Annotated in this window: 17 protein-coding genes; 7 read left to right on the top strand and 10 right to left on the bottom strand. The window is 40.2% G+C overall.

Annotation, left to right across the window (positions count from 1 at the left end; translation table 11 throughout):
• Positions 1–11: 11 nt before the first annotated feature.
• The 5 genes from JFU56_RS09770 to JFU56_RS09750 all read left to right on the top strand — a co-directional run bounded on the left by JFU56_RS09770 (position 12) and on the right by JFU56_RS09750 (position 6,166).
• Positions 12–521: a hypothetical protein gene (locus tag JFU56_RS09770; RefSeq protein WP_198437102.1), complete on the top strand. Its 510-nt coding sequence runs from the start codon at positions 12–14 to the stop codon at positions 519–521.
• 23 nt (positions 522–544) lie between these two features.
• Complete coding sequence (locus JFU56_RS09765; protein WP_198437101.1) at positions 545–1,585, top strand: heme A synthase; 1,041 nt, start codon at positions 545–547, stop codon at positions 1,583–1,585.
• Complete coding sequence (cyoE, locus tag JFU56_RS09760) at positions 1,582–2,478, top strand: heme o synthase (RefSeq protein WP_198437100.1); 897 nt, start codon at positions 1,582–1,584, stop codon at positions 2,476–2,478. The genes JFU56_RS09765 and cyoE overlap by 4 nt, the downstream gene beginning before the upstream one ends.
• 350 nt (positions 2,479–2,828) lie before the next feature.
• Positions 2,829–4,220, top strand: a complete 1,392-nt coding sequence (locus tag JFU56_RS09755; protein ID WP_198437099.1) for an L-serine ammonia-lyase — start codon at positions 2,829–2,831, stop codon at positions 4,218–4,220.
• Positions 4,221–4,561: 341 nt separating this feature from the next.
• Positions 4,562–6,166 (top strand): wax ester/triacylglycerol synthase family O-acyltransferase, encoded by a 1,605-nt coding sequence (locus JFU56_RS09750; protein ID WP_198437098.1) that lies wholly within the window; start codon positions 4,562–4,564, stop codon positions 6,164–6,166.
• Between the two features lie 118 nt (positions 6,167–6,284).
• Here the strand turns inward: JFU56_RS09750 and cysB are convergent, their stop codons facing one another.
• Positions 6,285–7,259, bottom strand: a complete 975-nt coding sequence (cysB, locus tag JFU56_RS09745; protein WP_198437097.1) for an HTH-type transcriptional regulator CysB — start codon at positions 7,257–7,259, stop codon at positions 6,285–6,287.
• A 122-nt stretch (positions 7,260–7,381) separates the two neighbouring features.
• On the opposite strand from cysB, the gene JFU56_RS09740 reads away from it, so the two are divergent.
• Entirely contained in the window at positions 7,382–8,101 is a 720-nt protein-coding gene (locus JFU56_RS09740; RefSeq protein ID WP_198437096.1) for a sensor histidine kinase KdpD, read from the top strand.
• Positions 8,102–8,156: 55 nt separating this feature from the next.
• Positions 8,157–8,930, top strand: a complete 774-nt coding sequence (locus JFU56_RS09735) for a DNA repair protein (protein ID WP_198437095.1) — start codon at positions 8,157–8,159, stop codon at positions 8,928–8,930.
• Between the two features lie 123 nt (positions 8,931–9,053).
• On the opposite strand, the gene JFU56_RS09730 is transcribed toward JFU56_RS09735, so the two are convergent.
• The 9 genes from JFU56_RS09730 to JFU56_RS09690 form a co-directional block, all read right to left on the bottom strand.
• Entirely contained in the window at positions 9,054–10,334 is a 1,281-nt protein-coding gene (locus JFU56_RS09730) for a CinA family nicotinamide mononucleotide deamidase-related protein (protein WP_198437094.1), read from the bottom strand.
• On the bottom strand, positions 10,334–11,518 hold the full coding sequence (locus tag JFU56_RS09725) for a Bcr/CflA family multidrug efflux MFS transporter (RefSeq protein WP_198437093.1): 1,185 nt from the start codon (positions 11,516–11,518) through the stop codon (positions 10,334–10,336). Before JFU56_RS09725 ends, JFU56_RS09730 begins: the two co-directional genes overlap by 1 nt.
• A gap of 107 nt (positions 11,519–11,625) precedes the next feature.
• Positions 11,626–13,737, bottom strand: a complete 2,112-nt coding sequence (locus tag JFU56_RS09720) for a 6-hydroxymethylpterin diphosphokinase MptE-like protein (protein WP_198437092.1) — start codon at positions 13,735–13,737, stop codon at positions 11,626–11,628.
• Positions 13,738–13,746: 9 nt separating this feature from the next.
• Positions 13,747–14,064 (bottom strand): hypothetical protein, encoded by a 318-nt coding sequence (locus JFU56_RS09715; RefSeq protein ID WP_198437091.1) that lies wholly within the window; start codon positions 14,062–14,064, stop codon positions 13,747–13,749.
• A gap of 2 nt (positions 14,065–14,066) precedes the next feature.
• Positions 14,067–14,489: a flagellar export chaperone FliS gene (gene fliS / locus JFU56_RS09710; protein ID WP_198437090.1), complete on the bottom strand. Its 423-nt coding sequence runs from the start codon at positions 14,487–14,489 to the stop codon at positions 14,067–14,069.
• Positions 14,490–14,537: 48 nt separating this feature from the next.
• Positions 14,538–15,932: a flagellar filament capping protein FliD gene (fliD, locus tag JFU56_RS09705; protein WP_198437089.1), complete on the bottom strand. Its 1,395-nt coding sequence runs from the start codon at positions 15,930–15,932 to the stop codon at positions 14,538–14,540.
• Between the two features lie 91 nt (positions 15,933–16,023).
• Positions 16,024–16,437 carry a flagellar protein FlaG gene (locus JFU56_RS09700; protein WP_198437088.1) on the bottom strand — a complete coding sequence of 138 codons (414 nt, stop codon included), beginning with the start codon at positions 16,435–16,437 and terminating at the stop codon, positions 16,024–16,026.
• A gap of 59 nt (positions 16,438–16,496) precedes the next feature.
• The gene (locus tag JFU56_RS09695) at positions 16,497–17,315 is read right to left on the bottom strand and encodes a flagellin (protein ID WP_198437087.1); all 819 of its coding nucleotides are present in this window, start codon (positions 17,313–17,315) and stop codon (positions 16,497–16,499) included.
• Positions 17,316–17,698: 383 nt separating this feature from the next.
• Positions 17,699–18,526 carry a flagellin gene (locus JFU56_RS09690; protein ID WP_198437086.1) on the bottom strand — a complete coding sequence of 276 codons (828 nt, stop codon included), beginning with the start codon at positions 18,524–18,526 and terminating at the stop codon, positions 17,699–17,701.
• Positions 18,527–18,803: the final 277 nt, after the last annotated feature.

The raw sequence follows: 18,803 nt of genomic DNA, 5'->3' as shown, positions 1-18,803 counted from the left end.
AAGGATTAGTCATGCAAAAGAAACCGTTATTTATCATGCTCGGATTATTCATAGCACCTATTTTAGTGGCTAAAATAGTGCTGGTTAATGATTGGTATCAGGGGGCTAAAACCAATGCAGGAACATTAATAACCCCGACTCTCGCAATCCCATCCAGCCCTCAGGCCTGGTTACTACTCTACAACCCAGCCGATAATTGCAGCGTCGTTTGCCAAGAAAGTATCTGGCAAATCCAGCAAGTACACACTCTACTCGCCTCCGAAGGCAGTCGCGTGCAACGCTACCTCACAGCGATCCCCTCATTAGAGTCTGAATATATCGATACGCAGGCACTCACAAAATTACAATTAAGCGCAGTCAATCAACAGCAATTAAGTGCGGATACACTATATTTAGTTGATCCACTAGGAAATATTTTCATGCGTTATCAATTCCCTGCAGATAAAACAGCTGCAATGAAAATATCAGCGGGTCTATTAAAGGATTTAAAACGCTTACTAAAAATATCGAAAATAGGGTAAGCCGTAATACACAAGGATGGTCTATGCCAAAACTACTCAATCTGACGATAATGTTAGCCTTCATCGTTATTATTCTTGGCGCTTATACACGCCTTACCGACGCAGGGCTCGGCTGCCCAGACTGGCCGGGCTGTTACGGCTTTAATGTTGTTCCAGCCAATGCACAAGACATTGCCTCTGCGCAACAGGCTTACCCAGATAAACCATTACACGCAGGAAAAGCCTGGAATGAAATGATCCATCGCTATATTGCTGGACTACTCGGTATTTTTATCCTCATCATTTTCATCCTCAGTGGTAAACAAAAACAACAACTCCGATTAGCAACCGCACTCATTCTCTTGGTTTTATTTCAAGCTGCGTTAGGTATGTGGACTGTCACGATGAATTTACAGCCTATTATCGTCATGGGGCATTTATTGGGTGGCTTTAGTATTTTATCCCTGTTGATATTATTCCGATTGCGGTTATCTCGACCAACAATGACACCGAATCTACTAACCCAGTCTTTAGATAATCAGAGTCAGCAAACTCTTATATTGCCTCTCCATAGACAGCGTTTAGCTCGCGTTCAATTATATTGTGCCATTGCGCTGCCAATCGTCATCATTCAAATTGCGCTTGGTGGTTGGACAAGTTCAAATTACGCTGCAATTGTCTGCACTGAATTGCCTATTTGTAATGGAGACTGGTTAAGTCGCTTTGATCTCAATGATGTATTTAGCCTCAGTCCCATAGCTGACACCTACCAGTACGGGGTTCGAGATACTATCGCCAGAATGAATATCCACATCACCCACCGAATATGGGCAGGCGTGACTATCATTTATATTCTGCTCACAACCTATCAATTACTCAAGCATCAAGTCGAAAAAAAGATACGCGTCATTGCTATCGCCTTGCTTATCATTCTTTGTTTACAGGTCAGCTTAGGTATCGCTAATGTTTTATTCCAGCTACCACTTGGCATTGCAGTGGCACACAACCTAGTTGCGGCGATCTTACTGATAACCTTAATCACTCTACTTTGGTTCAATCAACAGCAACTGCAAGAGGTGCTATGAATACACAATCCATTAAATTAACGCTTGCCCCAAACTGGCGCGCTTACTATCAACTCACTAAGCCTAAGGTTGTGGCACTCCTATTACTCACTGCATTGGTCGGTATGGTACTTGCTGTTCCCCATTTACCTAGTCTCGCGCTATTAGTACCAGCGATAATTGGTATTGGACTACTGTCTGCCGCCGCGGCCGCTTACAACCACATTCTAGATCAGCGTATTGACGCCATCATGACCAGAACCCACCAGCGTCCATTAGTACAAAATACCATTACTACACCCAGAGCATTGGTCTTTGCGACAAGTATGGCAGTCGTTGGTATGGCGACCCTATTTATATTTGTTAATGCCTTAACCGCGTGGTTAACCTTCGCTAGCCTAATTGGTTATGCCGTGATTTACACCATGTATTTAAAACGTGCGACACCACAAAATATCGCTATCGGCGGTCTTGCAGGTGCCACACCACCACTGCTTGGTTGGACTGCAATGACTGGTGAAGTGACCGGCCAAGCACTGCTACTTGTCATGATCATCTTTATTTGGACTCCCCCCCATTTTTGGGCGCTGGCGATCCATAAAGAAAAAGAATATGCCAAAGCGAAAATCCCGATGCTCCCAGTTACCCATGGCGCGGAATATACTAAAACCCTGATACTGCTTTATACGCTATTGCTATTACCTGTCACTTGGTTGCCTTGGCTTACCCAGCTCAGCGGTTTACTTTACTTAGCAGGATCAACAATCTTAGGGGGTTGCTTTATTTATTACGCTTATCGCTTAAAATTCAAACCCACTCGTAAAACGGCATTTCAAACCTTTAAATTCTCAATCATCCATCTAATGGTGTTATTTATATTATTGTTAGTGGATCACTGGGTTATTCACTACTAAAACAAAACCGCTAACTCCCTCCTAAGTAATTCATTGTTAAAGGTAATAATAATCCTGAAAATAAGGTTTTTTATTACCTTCGCCTTTAAATTCCGCCGAAGAAATAAAATCAACAAAGCTTTACACTACAAATTAGAAATATAATGAATTGTTATATGGGATCAATCTCTAATTAACAGCGCTGCCTACTATATTGCTAGTTGTTTTTTAGAATTAAATCGCTATCATAGCGAAATAAAAATTTGAGAGATTAAAAAAAAGTTTAATCCTCGTTATTCTGCCTAACAAGAGACTGTTAGCGCGCTAATTATTTAAGCTTATATAACTTAAGCATCTGCTGAGGAATTACTATGATCAGTGTATTCGATATCTACAAAATTGGTATTGGTCCATCAAGTTCTCATACTGTTGGTCCAATGAAAGCTGCCAAACAATTTATCGACGACCTACGAGCGACAGGGAAGATCCGCGAAGTCACTCAAATCACAGTGGATGTGCATGGTTCATTATCGTTGACTGGTAAAGGTCACCACACTGATATTGCTATTATCATGGGTTTAGCAGGTAACTTACCTGAAACTGTTGATATTGACGCAATCCCAGAGTTTATTCACCGTGTTGAACAAACACGTCGTTTAACGATCGGTCTACAATGTCATACTGTTGATTTTCCCGCTTCAGCTATGAACTTTATCGATGAACCACTTGCACTTCACGAAAATGGTTTGAAAATTCATGCTTACATCGATGGTGAAGTTTCATTCACAAAAACTTACTACTCTACGGGTGGTGGTTTCATCGTTGATGAAGAAAACTTCGGCCTAACACAAGGTGAAACAGCTGACGTTAAATACCCATTTAACAGTGCTGCGCAACTAGTTCAACACTGCCAAGATAATGCATTATCTATCAGTGCATTAATGGCTGAGAATGAAAAATCATTCCGCACTGAACAAGAAACACATCACTTATTCTCTGGCATTTGGACTGCAATGGCAGAAGCGATTGAACGCGGTTGTAAAACTGAAGGTTTACTTGCTGGTCCATTACGCGTACCACGTCGTGCAGCGGCGCTTAAACGTCAACTAGAAGCAAGCGATGGCTTTAATACTGATCCAATGACTATCATTGATTGGGTTAACATGTTTGCACTTGCTGTAAGTGAAGAAAATGCTGCAGGTGGCCGTGTTGTTACAGCACCAACAAACGGCGCAGCTGGTATCATTCCAGCTGTATTAGCATACTATGACAAGTTTATCCGTCCGCTAACACGTGATGAATACACTAAATTCTACCTTGCATCTGGTGCTATCGGTATCCTATACAAAACTAACGCATCTATCTCTGGCGCGGAAGTAGGTTGCCAAGGTGAAGTTGGCGTATCATGCTCAATGGCTGCAGCAGGTCTTGCTGAGTTAATGGGTGCAAGCGCATCACAAGTTTGTGAAGCCGCTGAAATCGGCATGGAACATAACCTAGGTCTAACTTGTGATCCTGTAGGTGGCCAAGTACAAGTACCTTGTATCGAACGTAACGCGATTGCTGCAGTTAAAGCAATCAACGCTTCACGTATGGCAATGCGTCGTACGAGTGAGCCTTGTGTGTCGTTAGATAAAGTTATCGAGACAATGTACGAGACTGGTAAAGACATGAATGCTAAATACCGTGAAACATCACAAGGTGGTTTAGCAATTAAAGTATTAAATGTTGGCGATATCAAAAAAGCCCACACTTGTACTTAATCTGTCGTACTCCTAGATAACAAAAATTATTTAGGGACAGAACAAATAAAAGCCAGAATGTGCTCGCCACTATTCTGGCTTTTTTATATTCGTCAAAATCGGCATTAAAACTACCTCATAAAAGGTGTTAATCAAGCCTAACGCCTTTGATTACTGCGTTTAATCAATTCGTACTCCCCCTTAGAAAAAGCCTCATACTTTCAGGTGTAAATAGCAGTGAATAGGCATCACCCTGATGACTTTGCTAGTTAATTATTCTCTACTCCCTTATTAAGTCACTTATTCTATTTTATCGCACGACGTAACCAGCTGTCCGCTCTGCAAATATGAGGGAAATATAAATGAAAGCGCTCACTCTGCCCGACATGGGATTTCTGTATTGCGAAACGGTATCACGCCCAAATCATGTTGCTGCAATGCAAATTTTTGATATGCCAAATAACGACCAAGGCGATTATGGTGAAGAGCTTTACCAACAGCTTATGCAGTTTACCCAGATAGAAAAACCATTTAATTACAAGTTACATACTGCTTATTCCGGATTAATGTATTGGCAAGAGGATGACAACATTGACCTGGATTATCATGTTCGTCAGGTCCGTTTACCTACCCCTGGCGGCAGAGAGCAATTGCTTGAGTACATAGAACACGCACACTCTAACCTGATGGATCGTAACCGCCCATTATGGGAAATGCATTTAATTTCAGGGCTTGCTAACGGTCAATTTGCCGTCTACCTGAAAATGCACCATGCATTTACTGATGGTGTTAAAGCGAATAGCATTCTGCTTAGTTATTTAACAACACAAGCCAATGGAAAATTAAAAGCATTTTGGACTCAAACAGGTTTTGAAAGTGAACAGCCTGATACTGAAGTAAAAGCAAGTATGGTGAGTAAATTAAAGCAGAGCAGTGCGATATTAACGAAACAAGTACGCGCTATTCCATCCATACTGGGACTTGGCTCTAAATTAATATTACAAGGTGTGAATGTCTATAAAGCGAATATCATCACCCCATTTACCTCACCAAAAACCCCCTTTTCAATCAGTCCGAAACGAGCTCGTCGAGCCTCAACCAGCATACTGCCACTATCACGGGTAAGAAATATAGGTAAAATAGCAGGGACAACAGTTAATGATGTCGTCGTCTGTATTTGTGATATCGCATTACACCGCTATCTATCTGATCTTAATTACCAACTTAAACAACCGCTTACCGCGCAAATTCCGGTGAGCCTACGCGATGCAAACGATATTACCTCCAATAACCGTATCGCGATCACCATGATTGAGCTTGCCCACAGTAGTGCCACGCCACTCTCGCGGCTAATGGCAATTAAAGATGCTTGTAACAAGTTAAAACAAGAAACCAGTTTATTATCAGATGAAGCATTAACAAGTTATACCCTTGCCAGTCAGGGATTAGCGGTGATAAGCGAATTATTGAACCTAGATAATGTATTGCCACCCGTCGGGAATGTACTGATCTCTAATGTACCAGGTCCACGTAAACCTATGTATATGATGGGGGCGAAAATGCAAGAATGCTTCCCGCTATCAGCTTTACCGCCAGGTATGTCACTCAATATTACTTTATACAGTTATATGAATAACATTAATGTCGGTTTAATTGCTTGCCGCTCAAACCTACCCGAGTTGACCAAATTATCGAGTTATATCGATGATGCATTTACTGAACTCGAGCAAGCTGTTATGAATAGCGCGATTGATATTGTCAGTGAGCAAATCGCACGACTAGGCCACGATGATGTATTATCAAATAGCATGCATGAGTTGATTAGTGTCATTAACGATAATGCCTGTTCGACCGTTGTGCTCGATACAGCAAAAAATCCAGTGGTCGCAGTAAAAGAAGATAATCAGAAAAGTAGTAAAAGGCGGGTCGTCAAAGTAGCCAAGCGGACTGACGATATGCTTAGTTAATTTATTTTTGAATTAGATGACGCTTAATAACACTTAAAATACACTCGGCTAAATACAACATTTAGCCGAATATATTGACTCTGATTATATAAACGGTTTGATGATAGCGATAGCCTCGTTACCTTGTTGGTAACAGGATCTCTTTAAACATATCGTCAATCTCTTCTGCTGTTTTAAGCATAATCGCTTTATCAACAACATCGCGTGTTAAGTGCGGGGCAAATCGTTCCATAAAATCATACATATAAGTACGTAAGAAAGTCCCTTTACGGAAACCAATTTTAGTCGTACTTGAAGTAAATAAGTGGCTAGCATCGATACGCACTAAATCATCATCGACTTCGTCATCAAATGCCATTGTCGCTAATACACCGACGCCAATACCTAACTTCACATACGTTTTAATCACATCGGCATCTGTTGCAGTAAATACAATTTTAGGCTCTAGTCCAGCTTCATCAAACGCACAATCTAATTCTGAGCGGCCAGTAAAACCAAATACATAAGTAACAAGTGAATATTTAGCGATATCTTCAACCGTGATCTTACCCACTTTCGTTAACGGGTGACCCGGTTTAACGATAATAGAACGATTCCAGTGATAACAAGGTAACATCACCAAGTCACTGTATAAGTGCAACGCTTCAGTCGCAATCGCAAAATCAGCAGTACCTTTAGAAACCGAGTCACTGATCTGTGCAGGTGTGCCTTGATGCATGTTTAATGACACATCAGGGTAACGTTCTATAAAACCTTTAATCACTTTCGGCAATGCATAACGCGCTTGCGTGTGCGTCGTCGAGATATTTAAGGTGCCTTTCGAAGGATGGGTATGCTGACTCGCAACCGCCTTAATACTCTCAACCTTGCCTAGAATATCAGCAGCAATACGAATAATATCTTTACCAGCAGGCGTCACTTTAGTGAGGTGTTTTCCGCTACGTTCGAAGATCTGTACACCAAGTTCATCTTCTAACATACGCACTTGCTTACTGATGCCAGGCTGCGAAGTATAAAGACTTTCTGCTGTCGCAGACACATTCAAATTGTGATTGAGAACTTCGACTATGTATCTAAATTGCTGTAACTTCATTCGTGATGTGCTCTATATTCCAAATAATTAATTGCATTCTAACAAAACAATAGCAGAATGCTGTTATTTCTTGTTAATAATATATCCTAGGGATCATTACTTTATACGCCAGTCAAAATATCATGACACCATTAGACGATAACATTAAACCAAGCAAAGACACAGTTGATTATGCCCTGATCCTGACATCTGCCGTGCATGACATGAAAAATTCATTATGCCTGTTATTGCAATCCATTGAATCTATGTCGGCAGATAGTCACATCGAGCAAGATAAACAAACCCATACTGCGAAGCTGGCTGATTTGCACTATGAAGTATTACGACTGAACAGCGGCTTAATTCAAGTGCTGTCGCTCTATCGCGATGAAAAAGATCAACTGCCATTAAATATTGCTGAATGTTTTATTGCTGATTACTTCACTGAATTTTGTATTAAAAATCAGTTATACAGCGACAGTCATGGCATCGAGATTAACGTTAATATTGACCCCGATCTTGCTTGGTACTGCGATCATAATTTAATTAGTTACTTATTATCAGATGTCTTTATTAATGCGTTACGTTATAGCAAAGGCAAGATCCTAGTGACTGCAAATCTTGTTAATAATCAACTTGAAATAGAGATTGCCGACAACGGTGACGGCTACCCTGATAGCATGCTGCAAGCTCAACACAACTCAATGTCAGAGCTAAGCTGTAAGCAAGGGCGTACGGGGTTAGGCTTATATTTCGCTCGTTTAATTGCGAATGCACATGTAATTAAAGGGAATACAGGACATATATCACTGCGCAATGGCGGCAAACTTGGTGGTGGTATCTTTACCTTAATACTACCTTAGCAAGGGTATTTATAGTAGTATCTTAGTACCGCAGCAAATTTAGGTTTATAACACCATGAAGCTCACCCTTATAGTCATCGCCATTGCTGTGCTACTTTTTCTAGTGATCGGCTATAACATCATTTTACAATTCAAGCGTAAAGCTGAGACTGAAAAACGTCAGATCATCATTAAACATAAGCAAGTCATTCAAGACACTGAAGAATTGCTACTAAACGCAACATCACTACCGTACAGTAAAGTACTTACATTAGTGCTGCACAGCCGTATGCATGATTCACTTACCGCTACATTACAAATGGATCCAAGTTTACCGCAAGTACGACAGCGTCTGGTGAATGTCAAAGCGCAAATGGCGCAACTAAAAGAAGCGCCAGGGCACAGTGAAGAAAAAATGTTTCGCTCCCCAAATTCAGATAGAGAAGCAATTGTATTACTTCAACAAATTAAAAAAATTCGTGCAGTATTGCGTGCTGAGCATGCGAAAAGTAAACTGAACACTCAGACCTTCGTCATTGAAGATCGTAAGCTTGAATTAATGCAACTCAATGTCAATATTGATAATTTATTAAAGCGAGCCTATGAAGCGCGTGCAACACGTCAATTTGGTTCTTGTAAGCAGTTGCTACGTAAAGGCATTGATACCTTAAACAATATCAATGATAAAAATGAATCACTGACCACCAAACAGCAAACTTTGGCATCACTGCTGAACGACGTCAATGAGCAGCTTACTCAGGCATCATCAGACGATTTAAAGGATCGCCAAGAAAAAGAAGATGAAAAGAACGAGCTAGACTTACTGTTCCAACCAAAACAAAAATGGTAATACGTAACAGTTACTCGTTAAAATAAGACTCAAACTTAAAACCGAAAACAATAAGAAATACGTTGTGATCCTACGATCACAACGTAACGACTTTACTAATTCCCCACCGACCTTACCAATGCATTATTTATCCTGAACACGTTCATCTCGACGCTCTACAGAGCCAAATTCTGCCGCTAAGTCTAATCCTAATAACGCGCGTCTCAGCATATCTAATGCGATATATAACGCCACAGTGCGGATACCTTGACGGCTCCAACGAGGGATAAATAACAACTGACTATAAGTCCGCGTTTTACTGGCCAGTGCAAAGGCAACCGTGCCAACCGGCTTTTCCTCACTACCGCCACCAGGGCCAGCAATACCTGACACCGCGACCCCAAAATCAACACCCGCATTAAGCATCGCACCTTCGGCCATCTCAGCTGCGACTTCGATTGACACGGCGCCGTGTTTAGCCAATGTCGTTTGCTTAACATTCACTAAACGGCTTTTAGATTCATTGCTATAAGTCACATGACTTGAATCGAGATAACCAGAGCTCCCTGCCACGGCAATCAATTCACTTGCGATCATGCCACCAGTACACGATTCAGCAAGCGATAAGGTCTGCCCTTTCTCTAGCATCATGCTTTGCAAATATTCAGCAAACGATAAGTCACCTTCGAATAGAATAAAATCAGCTATTTCCGCAACGACTCGTGCTCTTGCCTGCTGCAAATCAGCACTGTTCGTCGACAATAATTTGATTTCTACCATGGGAAAATCGACTCGAAAACCTAAGGTGATTGAGTCCGGTAAATTTAATGCCTGCAGTTGCTCATTCAGCACAGATTCAGAAATACCAAAGGTTTTAATTTTGATTAAAGTCGGCACGCTCACAGCAGTAAAGTGCTGTTGAATATCCGGTAATATTTGCTCTGATACCATGTGTTTAAACTCACTTGGTACGCCAGGCGTAAAATAAAAACGCGCGCGATTGAATTGAAAACTAAAACCACAGGCCGTGCCGACCGCATTATCCACCACTTCACTACCCTGCGGTAACCAAGCTTGCTTTTCATTGCTCGTAGACAAGGCGCTATTAGATTTAGCATATTTAGCCACAAGATGATCAAACCATACTTGTGAACGCACTAGCGGTACACCCATTGCTTTGGCTGCCGCATCGGCACTGAGATCATCCGATGTAGGCCCTAAACCACCATTCATAATCACGACGTCTGCGCGATGACTGGTTTCTGTGATAATATCGATAAGCGACTCTAAATCATCAGCCACGGTATGGCGACGAGTGAACGATCTACCCTGGTCAAAAAAGTGTTGTGATATCCACGCCGCATTGGTATCGACAATCTGACCTGACAATACTTCATCGCCTGTACTAATAAATTCAATACGCATTAACTGTCCTTATTTACTCTATCCGTTAATATAAAATAACTGAGAAACGATAATATCCCACAACCACTAATCACCATGATCATAGGTAGCGGCGTTCCATCATGCAAAATGCTAACAACTAAACCAGCAATGGCACCAAAACCAAAGCGTATTGTCGCCGATAATGCCGATGCAGTGCCGGATATATGCGGAAATTCAGCCAATACCCCAGTCATCACGTTCGAACCGATAAGGCTAATTAACGAGATATAAGCAACGGTAGAAATAACTAATCCAGCTAAACCAAATGTCAGGTTCATATTTAATAACCAAAACAGTACCGACACCACTGCACTAATGATAATGCCCGCACGTAAAATCTGCTGATAACCAAAACGCATCACTATTTTAGCGTTCATCCACGTAACAGCCATCATACCGAGAATATTACAAGCAAATAAATAGCCATAAGCTTGTGCATCAATATCAAAATACTCAATGTATACAAAAGGCGATGCGGTTAAAAATGCGAACATACCAGAGACATTAAACCCACCACACAACATCAGACCAAGTACTTTACGATTACGTAAAATAAGCCAATAATTACGAAACACCTGCGGTAAATTAAAGGCGACGCGACGTTCTTTCGGTAATGTTTCTTTAATGCCGATATAACTCACGAATAAACATATTGCCGTCACTATCGCCAAAGCAACAAAAATACTCGGCCAGCTAAACCACACCAATAATTGCGCGCCAATGAGCGGTGCAACCAGCGGTGCCAGTGTCATTGATAGCACGACATAAGACATCATTTTAGAAAACATCGAACCGGAAAATAGATCGCGTAGCAATGAGCTAACAACCACAGATGCAGCACCACCGCCGATAGCTTGCAGTAATCTTAACCATTTAAATTGCTCAATCGAATCGCCGTAAACAATACCAATACTGGCAATAAAATACGTGACTAATCCGCAAATCAGCACAGGTTTACGACCATAGCTGTCTGCTAACGGGCCATAGAAAAGTTGACCAATGGCAAAGCCTAATAGGTAAGTACTGAGTGTGGTTTGAATGATTTCAATAGAAACATTGAAATCACCGGCAATACTTGGCATTGCCGGTAAATACATATCAACAGCAAGCGGTGTTAATGCTGATAACAATGCAAGAAAAGGAATTAAAAAATAAGTTTTCATCATAAGCCAAGCGATTAAAATGGCTTATGAGTATATACCTAAACTATTACAAGATGCAGTGATAAGATGCTGTCTTATCACTTTTTTAAGCCTATTTAAACGACAGCTTAATTCCAGTCTTTAGCTAACTGGGTATTATCCTTTTTAAACAATTCACGCAGGTATTTATCTTTCGTCTCTTCAAGGTAAGCCGTAAAGATATCGATAGCCTGTTGATAACATACTAGCCCCGCTTCAGCCTCAGCTGGTAACAATAATACTTTAATGATCATCGCATGACAGTGCTGCATAGTGCCACGTAACATCTCAACTAAAAATGAGTGCTTCGTATCATATTTACTGTGTAACAAAATGAACTGTTGGTGTAATTGCTGCAGAGCATCATAACGAGTCTCAACCGACGGCTTTATTAAGGCAATCATCTCATCAACAAAGTCTGCAAATACGTTTTGTTCTAAAACGGCGCTGTACAGCACCGCTAAATCACGGGTATCTGAAGAATAGTGCGCTAACATACGGTCAACTAACTCGACTTTATCCAATGTTACATCAGGTAATCTAATATCTGCTTGATAGGCAGGGATCGTATTGTCAATTTTGATACCGTTACCCAAGTTATAACAATTTACATCAGGATAAAAAGTTAATAACTCCCCGAGCCCTTTTGCTGACATTTGGAAAATCATCGTTGTTTCAACTTCTTCAATATGATTTCCAGGTGCTACAAAACCAGATAAGGCTTTTTTATCAAACAATAATTTATCATCACCAGCCTTATCGTAATAAATACTTTTCTTACTGTGATGCGCTTCACCGCTAAAGCCAAGATCCACACCAAATAAGTAGATGTTTTTAAAGCCCATCTTGGTGAAGTAAGAAAGTGCAAGGTTGGAAACAGTCGGATTCGAGTATGTTAATAGCGCTAAACGATCCTTATCAAAACCAAGCTCTTCATTCTGAAGAATATACGTTGATGGTTCAACCGCTTTCAAGCCCATTAACTGGCGATCAAATAAATCAGTTACATCTGGGGTAATGGTATTTAATGTCAACAAGGGTATCGATTTTACATATTCATCATCATCGATCGTTTTCAGTACTGAATAGGTCTGTTTAGTACGTTCCATTTCCAGATGAAAATCAGGTTTGATATCATATTGGTGTAATGCCCGCAATGTTGTCCCACAGCTAGCGAGTAAGACCTTATCTCGATTCGCAATAATATATTCAATATGCTCATCCAGCGATGGGCCATTGCCTAATATAAATACCGGTAGCGCCTCACACTCTGGTAAAGGGACCGTTTCTGCAAGTAAAGGCACATGATTATTTAAGGTGTGATATTGATGTGCTAACGCCAATAATGAATCATCAAAAAATCCAAGACCAAATGCGATATGATAGTTTTGTGCGTTGAATTTTTCTAACGCCTTATTGACTTGCTCACTTTGATAATGCTGATAGCAAAAGTTAAAAGTCGCATCATAGCGCCCTTTAACCATCAGTTCATTAGAGATATCAGTAAAAAATTCATCTTCATCCGCACCAAGGCAGAAGTGAATACTACCGCCGCTCTCATCAAGCTGTGTTAAAACACTCGCCCAATCAAGCGTAAATAAACTCGCGTAGAAAAAATCATTTTCAGGCTCATAAATATACAGACGTTTAACACTATGCTTACTGAGCATTTCTGGCAAGAAATAACCTAAACCTAAGCCAAAGCAAACCATCATATTAATTGCTTCAGGTAAGATAAACTCTTCTTTATGTTTCTCGTGATAACCACGCCACAATCTAATTAATTGATTCAAGTATTTAACGTGGATGAAGTCAGCGACTGAATCAGCCTCTTTATTAAAATCAAGACGAGCCATTTTAGGATTAATACGATATTGTTCAAAATCAATCAAACTATCACGGTAATATTCTTCACCCAGCACAAAGTTATTATCAATATCAACCAGGTGTAGCAACTCATCAACTTGTGCTAATTCGAATTTAGCCGGTTGGTAAGTCGAAAATACGTTATAAATGTCAGGGATATAATCCTGAAAAGCCTGCATATTGGCTTCATATATGGCAATAGGATCTACTTTAGGTTGAGTGGCGGCATGAATCGCATCGATTTCATATGCTAAACTAACCTGTTTTTTTTGCTGGGTTTGCTGTGATTCTAAAGCAGCAATCTGAGCTGCGATATCGACGTTTAATTGACTCATAATAACAACCTAAAATTGTTTAATAGCAAGATACCGATTAATCGATTTAGACCTACGTTTAGTGGTAACTTGTTGGGATTCGATGTCTGATTTGAATGCGTTTAATTGTGTAATTTGCGTTTGATCATCAGCCATAATCTGCGATAAGAAAGCGTGTGTTCGAGGACATTGAGCAGGGTTAGTTAACGCTACTAACTGCTCAATTAAATGCTGACGTTGAAACAACAGTTCATCACATAGTGCCAACTGCTCAGTACTAATAGCGGCTATTGCGTCTGCAGATAGCGCTTCAATACTAGCCATCAATTCAACGTCAGTACGCTCCATTATTAAGCACCGCGACCTTGAGTACGGATTGACTCTGCTTTTAATTTTTCTGCTTGAGGAATGTTTAGCCACGCATCTTTAATCGGTGTCACTAATGTCGTAATTTCATCTAATGGTTCTACCGACTGCTCTAATGACGCATCATTTAGACGCAGTTGTATATAACGATATAGCGCATCAAAGTTTTCACCAATCTCAGGGTGAACCTTATGGTTGATGCCATCAATTAATCCCGATGTAATATTAATTGATTTATTAATCGCTTTTGCTCGGCCTTCAATATCTTTGCGTAAAACACAACCCTTTGCGACAGCAACAGAGTCTAACAATCCCTGTAACAACATAAAAATAACCTGATGGTTATCAGCCGTAGAAATACCACTTTCACGACTTACTTGCTGATAACGTTTTATATTAGCTCTCATGCTTTTTACCTAACTATTAATGTATATAAATATTAAAAAACAATATCACTAGCCTAATACATTACGAATATAATCACCGGTGGCGTTGTATCGTGTAACCGTATTATCTAAGGCTGTGTATTTTTTTCGTAATGTATTCTCAAATGATGAAATATGTTCATCTAATTTAATGCGATCATCTTCAATATCACGCAAGTTATTGTTCAGCATGTCCTGCTGCACGGAAATCATACCTCGATTTCCTAAACTATCAGACAATACCTTATTTACTTGTGCTGCAATACCATTATCCCCTGCAAAAAGTTTGCCAAGATCGTCTAATGAATTGCTTACTGCATCATTTAAGCGCTGAGTACCCGATTGACCACCATTTTTTCCAAATGGACTGATGGATAACATGCCCCCTTCTTCCAAGGAGATACCTGCAGCATATAGTGTATTTAACTGCTTATTAGCGCCTTCAACCACACCACCTGTAATCGTCTGCAGTTGCTGCTTCACACTACGTGCGGTCGGATCTAACTTCAGCACACCCGTTTCAGGGTTAGTCAACACGTTGATCGTATCCATTAAGGTATTATAACCGTCAACAAACCCATACACTAAATCCTCGACAGCAGCATGATCTGTCGCAGTGGAAAAATTGGCTGGTTCGTTAAGGTTCGTCAAACTATTGGCAGTGATCGTCACGCCCGATACGGCATGATTAAAGATATTGTTATCTTTGGTTATCATATTGCCATCAACAGTAATGATTGCATCAGTGGCTTGCTGGCCAACCATGCTTGATGAAATACGATTAAGACTTGAATCGGAAGTAAATACGGTTAAACCATTTTCTTTACCCGTTTTATCTGAGGTATAGATAATTTTGGCACCGACATCAGAGCTAATAACATTGGCACTAATACCATAATTATCAGGCGCATCATTAATTTTCATCTGAATGTCTTGCAAGGTATCAGTGATATTGACATCCACTTGAAAAGTATTTTTACCCGCATCAAAATACAGCATACCTTGGCCAGGTTTTGAATCCCGATCTGGTAGAAAATCAGATTCTAAGCGTGCACCTTGAGCAATTTGTTTAACTTCAACATCAAATGCACCTTTAGGCACAACGCCTTTTGTTTGAATAGTAATAGGTGACGCAGCACTATCACTACCAGCATCGGCTGACGTTTGCTCGACATTGCGTCCCTGATAGCGAATATTCGTTTTGCTCTGAAAAAAAGAATCTGTATTGCCGAGTTCAGCAGATGTCGCCTTAAAATCTGCAAGCGCAGCCTTCAATGTCCCAACACCAGATAGCTCAGTAGTGACCGCGACTTCTTTCTTATTCAGTCGGGATTCTTTTGGCATTTTTTCAGCGCTTACAAATGAGGTAATGATAGATTCAAGATCTAAACCAGAACCTGAGCCTGCCATCGTTATACCAGCCATACATATCCTTAATTTTCATCTATAGATAATGTAAGAGGCAATTATTTGCCTCTTACATTAAACATTCGACTATTTTATCACGCTATTAACATCAGACCATTTCATCGAATAAAAGTCCTGAACTAGCTGATACATTATCCTGAAACTTTTCAATGTTAGCAGCCATCTTCAATACAGCCTCTGACGGCAGTTCTTTCAGTATTTCACCACTATCAGGATCCACAATTTTAACAAGCATGCGGCCTGTATCGTCATGGATACTAAAATTTAACTTCTTATTATTAACATCGAAATGAGCTTGCAGTGTATCCTTTGCTTCAAGCAATTTTTGTTCCAGATCTATGTCATCGGCAAGTTTAGGGACAGATAGATGAGTTTTTTCAGGGAATGGGCTTTCACTAGGTGAAATTAAAACGGCAGGATTGGTAATGACAGATTCTTTTGTCACTACAGGGTCGGGATAAAAACGAGTGCTCTTATTATCCATATGATTATCAATGGACATGGTAACCCCCAAAGACTAAAATGCCCCGCAAAGTGCAGGGCAAAAATAAACTTAACCGTTTACAGTAGAGATAATGCTACTTGTGACGATTGGTTCGCTTGGCTTAACATTGAGCTAGCAGCTTGTTGCTGTACTTGTGTTTGCGCCAATTGAGCTGATTCTGCTGCAAAATCTGTATCAACAATACGTGATTTAGATGCTGAAACATTTTCAGAAATATTCGTAATGTTACGAATTGTTGATGAGAAACGGTTTTGTTTCGCACCCAGTTCTGCACGTGTGTCGGTTACAACAGCAAGCACTGAATCTAATTTAGCAATTGCAGCTTGTGCGCCACCGGCAGATGAAAGAGTCACTGTCGCAGTTAAACCAAGCGCTGTAGCGCCCATATCTTGTGAAATGGTAAGGTTAATTGTTTGACCTGAATCCGCACCGACTTGAATGTCAGCAGCGTATGTACCATTAAGTAGCTCTTCACCCGCAAATGTAGTATCCGTTGATACACGGGTAATTTCTTCTTTTAATTCACCAAACTCTTTATCCAATGCTACACGGTCAGCATCGCTGTTTGAACCATTCGCAGATTGAATTGAAAGCACACGCATACGTTGTAACATATTTGTTGTTTCGTCTAACGCACCTTCAGCTGTTTGAGCAAGCGAAATACCATCATTAGCATTTCGTGCGCCTTGGTTTAGACCATTTACTTGCGACTCTAAACGTGAACCGATTTGTAAACCAGCAGCATCATCAGCAGCGCTATTAATACGTTTACCTGATGATAAACGTTCGAAAGAAGTTTGTAAGTCGTTAGTCGCATTCGATAAGTTACGTTGTGAATTTAAAGATGCTACATTGGTATTTACATAAACAGCCATATTCGTCTCCTAAAAGAAATCCTGTAAAGGACTGCTGTGTATGTAAAATACAGCCCTTATTCATAATCGGTTATTTGTATCGTCATAAAAGTTATCGACACCAAAAATACATCCTTTAGAGTTATTTTGGTTTTTTTCTGTTTTTTTTCTTAAAGATATGAAAAACAAAATAAAATCATTACATTTCAGTTTGTTATGCAACAATAATTTTATCTGTCGAATTATTATATTATTGATAATCATAAAGATATGGAATAACAGAGGCTGTCAATTAAAAGTAGAGCAAATAGAGGGGGTCGTTTAGTGCGGTGCTATTTTCATTTAGTGCAGTACTATTTTGGCTCTTGCGAGCCAAAATAAGAATATCATTAACGTTACTACAATTAGCCTTGCAGTAATGACATTGCCACTTGTGATTGCTGATTAGCTTGACTAAGCATAGTACTTGCCGCTTGTTGTGATACTTGGTTTTGCGCCAGTTTTGCTGATTCTGCGGCAAAGTCTGCATCCATAATACGTGATTTAGACGCTGACACATTCTCTGAAATATTAGACAGATTACGAATAGTCGAAGAAAAACGATTTTGTTTCGCACCTAAGTCTGCGCGAATGTCCGTTACCGTTGCAATCGCTGAATCAATATCTGTAATAGCGTCCTGTGCGGCCGTTGCCACGAGTAGGTTAGCCATTGTTGAACCAACACCTAGACCTGCGGCATTGGTATTCGTGGTAATTTTTACATTAATAATTTGATTGGCATCGGGACCGATTTGAAAATCTTGATCAAAGGTCGCGTTAAGTAAATCCATACCACCGAATGTTGTATCGTCAGCAACACGGTTAAGTTCTTCTTGCAACTGACCAAACTCTTTATCAAGTGCAACACGATCAGCATCACTGTTTGAACCATTGGCAGATTGAATTGACAGCACACGCATACGCTGTAGCATATTCGTTGTTTCGTCTAGTGCCCCTTCCGCTGTTTGCGCAAGAGAAATACCATCATTGGCATTTCGTGACGCTTGATTCAAGCCGTTTACCTGAGACTCTAGACGAGAACCGATTTGCAGACCTGCTGCGTCATCAGCCGCTGAGTTAATACGCTTACCAGAAGATAGGCGCTCAAATGATGTTTGTAACGCATTTGTAGAATTCGTCAAATTACGTTGTGAATTTAAAGATGCTACATTTGTATTTACATATAAGGCCACGGTATCTTCCTTCTTCGCTATTTCAAATTAAATTAATTTTATATATCTAAAGATATAGCAATCACTGTGCCAAATACTAAACAAGCTAACAACAATATTACAAACCATTGATTTTACTTAACTTTAAATAAATTTAAAATTGATTTATATGACTTTAATTATATCAATGCCACTTCTAACCCTTACACTTTCCGTCAAAGCCAAAAAATTGCCGCCCAAGTGGCGGGAATATGCCAAGGAAACAAATAGTTTGCAGGTATATGTACGTTAGTTGAAA

The organism is Moritella sp. F3 (assembly GCF_015082335.1).
GTDB lineage: Bacteria > Pseudomonadota > Gammaproteobacteria > Enterobacterales > Moritellaceae > Moritella.
The sequence above is the reverse complement of the archived record's forward strand: the minus strand, read 5'-3'. Positions and strand labels throughout refer to the sequence as shown.